General features: G+C 66.9%; 7 protein-coding genes and 2 pseudogenes. 7 read left to right on the top strand and 2 right to left on the bottom strand.

Going from position 1 to position 5797, the window contains the following annotated elements; genetic code table 11:
* From DPA01S_RS17375 to DPA01S_RS16880, 4 genes and pseudogenes are all read left to right on the top strand, one after another.
* Positions 1-299: pseudogene (locus DPA01S_RS17375) on the top strand (hypothetical protein); the annotation flags it as partial.
* Positions 299-727: a phage holin family protein gene (locus DPA01S_RS15710; RefSeq protein WP_061917813.1), complete on the top strand. Its 429-nt coding sequence runs from the start codon at positions 299-301 to the stop codon at positions 725-727. The pseudogene DPA01S_RS17375 and the gene DPA01S_RS15710, both read left to right, overlap by 1 nt.
* Positions 724-1341, top strand: a complete 618-nt coding sequence (locus tag DPA01S_RS15705; protein ID WP_061917810.1) for a DUF3618 domain-containing protein — start codon at positions 724-726, stop codon at positions 1339-1341. The genes DPA01S_RS15710 and DPA01S_RS15705 overlap by 4 nt, the downstream gene beginning before the upstream one ends.
* Before the next feature lie 123 nt (positions 1342-1464).
* The gene (locus DPA01S_RS16880; RefSeq protein ID WP_063935706.1) at positions 1465-2271 is read left to right on the top strand and encodes a hypothetical protein; all 807 of its coding nucleotides are present in this window, start codon (positions 1465-1467) and stop codon (positions 2269-2271) included.
* A 206-nt stretch (positions 2272-2477) separates the two neighbouring features.
* On the opposite strand, the pseudogene DPA01S_RS15695 reads toward DPA01S_RS16880, so the two are convergent.
* Positions 2478-2837 (bottom strand): annotated as a pseudogene (locus DPA01S_RS15695) (MFS transporter); the annotation flags it as partial.
* Positions 2837-3226, bottom strand: a complete 390-nt coding sequence (locus tag DPA01S_RS15690) for an ArsR/SmtB family transcription factor (RefSeq protein WP_061917802.1) — start codon at positions 3224-3226, stop codon at positions 2837-2839. The pseudogene DPA01S_RS15695 and the gene DPA01S_RS15690, both read right to left, overlap by 1 nt.
* Before the next feature lie 99 nt (positions 3227-3325).
* On the opposite strand from DPA01S_RS15690, the gene DPA01S_RS15685 reads away from it, so the two are divergent.
* From DPA01S_RS15685 to chrA, 3 genes are read left to right on the top strand one after another with little or no spacing between them, the layout of a single operon-like run.
* Positions 3326-3856, top strand: coding sequence for a Chromate resistance protein ChrB (locus tag DPA01S_RS15685; protein ID WP_061917798.1), 531 nt, complete (start codon positions 3326-3328; stop codon positions 3854-3856).
* Positions 3853-4281: a chromate resistance protein ChrB domain-containing protein gene (locus DPA01S_RS15680; protein ID WP_061917796.1), complete on the top strand. Its 429-nt coding sequence runs from the start codon at positions 3853-3855 to the stop codon at positions 4279-4281. Before DPA01S_RS15685 ends, DPA01S_RS15680 begins: the two co-directional genes overlap by 4 nt.
* 34 nt (positions 4282-4315) lie before the next feature.
* The gene (gene chrA, locus DPA01S_RS15675; protein WP_061917793.1) at positions 4316-5743 is read left to right on the top strand and encodes a chromate efflux transporter; all 1428 of its coding nucleotides are present in this window, start codon (positions 4316-4318) and stop codon (positions 5741-5743) included.
* The last annotated feature ends 54 nt before the right edge of the window (positions 5744-5797 follow it).

The raw sequence follows: 5797 nt of genomic DNA, 5'->3' as shown, positions 1-5797 counted from the left end.
TGTTGACGGGCGTGCGCCGTTTCGCCGCCCGGCGCCCCGGCACCTTTCTGGCCGTGGCTGCTGGTGTCGGCCTGGTTGCTGGGCGCCTGACCCGGGGGCTGGCCGACAGTGACGATGCTCCCGCGGCCGCCACCTCACCGGATGTCCCGACCCCTGCGCATCCAATGCCGGCCCCGGCCGATCCCACGTTCGACTTTCCCGAGCGCGTGGACCCCGTCCCTGCCATCGATCCGCTCAGCACTCCGCTGTTCGGGCAGGGCCCCAGCGGCGCCGACACCATTGATCCGGGTGGCCGTTGATGACCGGGTCCTCGCCAGTTCCCGAACCCGAAGCCGAGCAGCGGGCCCGCAGCGAGTCGCTGGGGGAGATGTTCTCCAGCTTCGCCGACAACCTCTCCAGCCTGGTCCGCAAAGAAATCGAGCTCGCCAAAGCCGAAGCCACCCAATCCGCTAAACAGGCCGGCGCCGGGGTGGGGATGCTCGCCGGGGCAGCACTTGGCGGGTTCTTCGTCCTGATGTTTCTCTCCCTAGCTCTGGCGTGGGCGCTGGGCAACGTCATGGACCTGGGGTGGGCCGCCCTGATCGTGGCCCTGTGTTGGGCCGTTATCGCTGCCGTGCTCGCGGTGCTGGGCAGGGCGCGAATGACCAAGGTCAAGGGGTTGCCCCAGACCCAACGGACCATGCAAGAGATACCGCCCACCCTCAACCCCAGCAAGGAGACGCCATGAGTACCCCCGAGGAGATTCGGGCCGACATCGAGCGCACCCGCGCCGATCTGGGCCACGATGTGGACGCACTGGCCGAGAAAGTAAACCCCGCCAAGGCCGCCAGCCGTCAGACCGACAAGGTCAAAGACCGGTTCAGCAGCATCCGGGAGTCTGTGATGGGCGCCGTGGACCACACCTCCTCCTCGGGCCAGGACACCGCGGCCCAGGCGCGGGACCAGGCTTCGGTTCTGGCCTCGGAGGCTGGGCACGCTGCCAAGCAAGCGCCCACCCAGATCAAGAACCGCACTCGCGGCAATCCGCTCGCCGCGGGCCTGATCGCCCTGGGCGCCGGATGGCTTCTCGGGTCCCTGCTACCGGCCAGCGACGCTGAGAAGAACGCGGCCACCACCGTGAAAGACGGGGCAGAACCGCTGGTCGATGAGGTCAAGGGCGTGGCTCAGGACATGACCGAGAGCCTTAAACCGCAGGCCCAGGACGCAGCCGAATCACTCAAGGACACCGCTAGCGCAGCGGCGGAGACGGTCACCAGCGAAGGCAAGCACCACGCCTCCGAGCTCAAGCAGAACTCCCAGCAGGCCGCGCAGAACGTCAAGGACCACGCGCAGGACTCCTAAAGCTCGAACCAACCGACACACCGGAAAAAAGAGGCGCGGGAATCGAGGCTCGCCAGCAGCCAACTCGATCCCCGCGCCCGCCTATCCAGCCGACAAGGTTCAACCCTCAAAGGAGCTTGGCTCATGACCTCTGCAGACGATCGAGAGGACGCCAGAGCCGGCCGCGACCGGACCCCGGACACCACCGGATCCCACCGGCGATCAGAAACAGCGGGATTCGCCACCGGGCACGGCCCCACGCACGGCTCATCTACGCCACTGGCCCCCGAGCAGCACGACGACACCGCGCGAGATTCTCTCATCGGCACTGATCGAGGCCACCGCACCGCCAACACGTCGTGGGGTGCGATCTTCGCCGGCACCGTGACGTTTCTGGCCATCCTGGTGGTCTTCGCCCTGGCCAGTGCCGCACTGGGCCTATCAGAGACAAGCGGCATTGCCGTGAGCATCTGGGGCGTGGTGGCGCTGGTGGTAGCGCTCGCCGTCGCCGGGTACATCGCCGGTGCCCTGGCCGTGCGCAGCGGCCTGCTCCACGGGCTGGTGACCTGGGCCACCTCACTGGTAGCGATGCTGGTACTGGTCGGATGGCTGGGCACGAGCATCCTGGGCACCATCGGGGGAGCGCTCGGCACCCTCGCCCAGACCGCGGGCAGCGCGACCACCATCTCCGCCGACCAGGCCAGCCAGGCGGCGCAAAACGCCGACATCGACCAGCAGGATGTCGACCAAGTACAGCAGCAAGCCGACCAGGCCGCCCAGGACGCACAAAACCAGTTCGAGCAGAACCGCGACGAGATAGCGACCGGGGCGTGGTGGGCCGTAGGCGGCCTACTGCTCGGCGCCCTCGTCACCGCACTGGGCGGCGCCGCCGGTGCCCGAAGCACCCACACCACCCGCGCAGACGACTACCGCAGCACCAGAGGCCGATAACACGCCACCCGTTAGTGACGAGCCAGGTGACCACCACAATCCAGTGGTGGTCACCTGGCTGCCGGTATAACCTGAGTCTGGCCCCGCCCTGACAATGTCTAAAGGTTCGTCGGTTTCGCCCCGTGCCCGTTCAACATCCCGAACGTCAGGGGCTGACCCCGTAGGGCAAGCCAGATTAGATGTCACCTGCTCGTGCATCAGCCCCATTGAAACGCTGGGGTGAACGTCGCCGAGGCCGCTTGCAAGACGAACACCAGGACGTAGATCTGCCACACCTGCTCAACGAACGGCAGGAGTAACGCGACCGCGAACCGGACCAGGTCCGCTCCCACCAGGACGGCTTTCTTCGGGAGTCGATCCACCAACGCCGCCACCACCGGCGCCACACCCACATACGCCACCATCTTGATGGTCAACGCCGTCCCCATCACCGCACCGGCATCGCCTCCGGCCAGATCGAACGCGAGCAGCCCGAGCGCCACCGTCAGCAAGCCCGTCCCCAGCAGCGCCACCACCTGCGCGGCGAACAGCCGGGCGTAGGTGGGGTTGCGAAGAACCCCCACCATCACTGGGGTCCGGTCGACACCACCGGCGGCTGATCGACCGGGACCCGATGGTGGCGGGGCGTGCCCCCGAGGGCATGTTCTGCCTGGAAGATCGCGTCAGAGACCAGCTGGGAGGCGTGCTCATTGGCCAGACGGTAAAACACCCGCTGGCCCTCCTGCCGGCTCTCGACAATCCGGGCGAAGCGCAGCTTCGCCAGATGCTGCGAGATGGCCGCCGGGGTCTTGTCCGCCACATCCGCAAGATGATTCACCGACATCTCCCCCGCCTGCCGCAGCGCGAGGATGATCCGCACCCTGGTGGCGTCGGCCAACATCGCGAACACCTCTACAGCCAGCTCGACGAACTGACTGTCCGGATCAAGACCGCACATCTGCTTATCTGCATCCATACGCAGATTCTTGCACATTGGCACCGCCGACTCGTGGGAAAGACCCGGCGTGACATGAACCGCTGGCGCCTAGGGTGTAACCGTGGTTTCATTTCGCGAGTGAACGATGCGACCTCCGCGACGCGCGGCCAGTGGGTGCTGCTGAGTTACCGATTGCCTCGGGAACCGTCCACACCTCGGATCACCCTGTGGCGAAAGCTCAAGAAGCTCGGGGTCGCCCAGTTCGCGGACAACGTCGTCGCCCTGCCCGATGACGCCCGGTCGCGCGAACACCTGGAGTGGTTGGCCGACGAAGTGCTCGAGTGGGGCGGCCAGGCCGGGATCTGGATCGCGTCGGCCACCACCCAGGCCCAGGAACTCCACCTCATCGAACAGATGCGCAACGCCCGCGCCGCCGAGTACGCCGAGCTCACCGCCCAGGCAGCCGCGGCCCTGCACGCGGCCGAGGAGGAGCGAGTGAGCAGCCTGCGCCGGTTGCGCAACCAGTGGCGGCAGATCACCAGGCGCGACTACTTCCCCCCACCGGAACGCGCCGTCGCCCACACCGCCCTCCGCCAACTCGCGAGCCCGGACCCGCAGACCGCAGACCACACCCAAACCGACAACACCCAGACGAAGGAATCGCTGTGAAGTGGAGTACCCGCACCGGAATTCACATAGATCGCGCCGCCTGCGCGTGGCTGATCACCCGGTTCGTCGACAGCGAGGCCGAGTTCATCTTCGTCGCCGGACCCGACGACGTGCCGGCAGACGCCACCCCGTTCGACATGCGAGGCGTCGAACTGTCCCACCACAACGGCGACTGCACATTCGAGACCATCCTGCGTCGCTACGACCTGGCCGACCCCGTGCTGTGGCGCATCGCCGAAATCATCCACGAGGCCGACCTCGAAGACGACCGATACGAGGCCCCTGAAGCACCTGGCCTGGACACGGTCCTACGCGGACTGTCCTTGATCGGCGACGACCACCACACCATGGCCGTCACCACGCCGGTCTTCAACGGCCTTTATGAGTACTACCGTCGAAGCCTGCTCGGCGGGCGCCCCGCTTGATCACTCCCACCCATCACCAGAACCGGGACGCGCTATGACCAACGACCGCACCGCCAACAACCCCACCGACACCGAGACACCCTCGGCTCCAACCCGGAAGGCGAGCGGCGATGCGATCCCGCTGAGGGTCGCACTGCGCACCTGGTTCGCCATCAGCCTCCAGACCTTCGGCGGACCGGCAGGACAGATCGCCGTGATGCAACGCGCCCTGGTGGACGAGAAGAAGTGGATCGGCCAGAAACGGTTCCTGCACGCCCTCAACTACTGCATGCTCCTGCCCGGACCGGAAGCCCAGCAGCTGGCCATCTACACCGGATGGCTCCTCAACGGCACCCGGGGCGGCATCGCTGCCGGCACCCTCTTCGTCCTACCGGGCGTGGTGGCCATGCTCGCCCTATCCGGCATCTACGTGGCGTTCGGTGACACCACCGCCGTCACCGCGATCTTCGCCGGCCTGGCACCGGCCGTGGTGGCGATCGTCGCCCAGGCCGTCCACCGGGTCAGCAGCCGAGCCCTGGCCAGTCGCGCACTCGTCCTGCTCGCCGTCGCCTCGTTCCTCGCGCTGTCGGTATTCTCCATCCCCTTCCCCGTCGTGATCATCGCCGCCGCCGCCACCGGCTGGCTCATCGGCCGCGCCCGCCCCGATGCACTACAGAGCAAAACCCCCGCCCGCACCACCGACACCGACGAGACGCCGCCACTGATCCCTGACGATGTGCTGCACGCTGAGCGCCCGACCGCGCGACGCTCCGCAACGGTACTGGCGATCGGCATCGCCGTCTGGGGGCTACCCCTGCTCGCCGTCGCCCTCCTCACAGGCACCGACAGCGTGTTCACCACCCAGGGCATGTTCTTCACCGGCACCGCCCTGGTCACCTTCGGCGGCGCCTACGCAGTCCTGGCCTACGTCGCCCAACGAGCGGTCGAGGTGTTCGGCTGGCTCGCACCCGGGGAAATGGTCCGCGGACTCGCCCTGGCCGAAACCACACCCGGACCGCTGATCATGGTCGTGCAGTTCGTGGCCTTCGTCGGCGCCTTCCGCAACCCCGGAGGCATGGACCCATGGCTCGCAGGAACCCTCGGAGCCCTAATCACCACCTGGGTCACCTTCGTCCCGTGCTTCGTGTTCGTCTTCCTCGGAGCGCCCTACATCGAGCAACTCCGCAACAACAAAGCACTCTCCGCAGCAATGACCGGCCTCACCGCCGCCGTTGTGGGCGTGATCGCCAACCTCGCCCTCTACTTCGCCTTCCACACCCTGTTTGCCACCACCACCGCACTTCACTGGGGCCCGATCCATCTCGAACTACCAAACCTGGGCACCTGGCAACCAGTCAGCACCGCCATCACCCTCGTCGCGCTGATCCTGGTCTTCGCACTGAAATGGTCAGTCCTTCGCACCCTCGCCGTTTGCGCATCCCTCGGCGCAGCAGCAGCACTCGCCGGATTGCCTCTGCCGTGACAGCACCGTCCCCACCCACTCCGGCCCCGCCTGATGGTGTCGCATTAGACGATC

This window comes from Dietzia papillomatosis NBRC 105045, assembly GCF_001570845.1.
In the GTDB taxonomy this organism is placed as follows: Bacteria; Actinomycetota; Actinomycetes; order Mycobacteriales; family Mycobacteriaceae; genus Dietzia; species Dietzia cinnamea.
This window is presented reverse-complemented; position numbering and strand designations above follow the sequence as displayed.